This window comes from Aquamicrobium lusatiense, assembly GCF_014201615.1.
In the GTDB taxonomy this organism is placed as follows: Bacteria; Pseudomonadota; Alphaproteobacteria; order Rhizobiales; family Rhizobiaceae; genus Mesorhizobium; species Mesorhizobium lusatiense.
This window is the reverse complement of record NZ_JACHEU010000013.1, coordinates 1-1,240: the sequence shown is the minus strand read 5'-3', so window position 1 is coordinate 1,240 and position 1,240 is coordinate 1. Positions and strand designations below refer to the sequence as shown.

1 protein-coding gene is annotated in these 1,240 nt (G+C 66.3%); it reads left to right on the top strand.

Features of this window, described 5'->3' with window-relative positions; genetic code table 11:
- On the top strand, positions 1 to 1,240 hold a 1,240-nt coding region (locus HNR59_RS20615; protein ID WP_183833233.1), incomplete at both ends, for a Zn-dependent hydrolase.

Here is a 1,240-nt window from a genome sequence, read left to right as displayed (position 1 = left end):
CACCTCCGGCGAGAACCTTCGCATTGATCCGGACCGTTTGTGGGATTCGCTGATGGAGATGGCGAAGGTTGGTCCCGGCATTGCGGGCGGCAACAACCGCCAGACGCTGACCGACGCCGACAATGAGGGGCGCCATCTGTTCCGGCGCTGGTGCGAGGATGCCGGCCTTGAGATGGGCGTCGACCGCATGGGCAACATGTTCATGACGCGGCCCGGCACCGACCCGGAAGCGCTGCCGGTCTATATCGGCTCGCATCTCGACACCCAGCCGACAGGCGGCAAGTTCGACGGCGTGCTCGGCGTGCTGGCGGGGCTGGAAGTGGCCCGCTCGCTCAACGACCTCGGCATCGCCACGAAACATCCCATCGTCGTCACCAACTGGACCAACGAGGAAGGCGCGCGCTTTGCACCGGCCATGCTGGCGTCGGGCGTGTTCGCCGGCGAGCTTGAGCTCGACTATGCCTATGGCCGCACCGACATGGAGGGCAAGCGCTTCGGCGACGAGCTGCAGCGCATCGGCTGGGTGGGCGAGGAAGAGGTGGGCGCGCGCAAAATGCACGCCTATTTCGAATATCACATCGAGCAGGGGCCGATCCTCGAGGCGGAAAGCCGGCAGATCGGCGTCGTCACCCATGGCCAGGGTCTGTGGTGGCTTGAATTCACGCTGACCGGCAAGGAAGCCCATACCGGCTCGACGCCGATGTCGATGCGGGTCAATGCAGGCCTTGCCATGGGCCGCATTCTGGAACTGGTGCAGAGCGTTGCCATGGAAAATCAGCCGGGCGCCGTTGGCGGGGTGGGGCAGGTGACGTTCGCGCCCAATTCGCGCAATGTGCTGCCGGGCAAGGTGGTGTTCACGGTCGACATCCGCTCGCCTGACCAGAAAAAGCTGGACGGCATGCGGGCCAGGATCGAGGCGGGGGCGCAGAAGATCGCCGACGAGCTCGGCGTCGGCTGCGCGGTGGAGGCGGTGGGCCATTTCGATCCGGTGACCTTCGCGCCCGAACTGGTGGCGCGGGTGCGCGCCGCGGCCGACAGGCTGGGCTACTCCCACATGGACATCATCTCGGGCGCCGGCCACGATGCGTGCTGGGTGGCGAAGGTGGCGCCGGCGACGATGATCATGTGCCCCTGCGTCGACGGGCTGTCGCACAACGAGGCCGAGGACATCTCGAAGGAATGGGCCGCAGCAGGCGCCGACGTTCTCCTCCATGCCGTCATCGAAACGGCGGAGATCGTC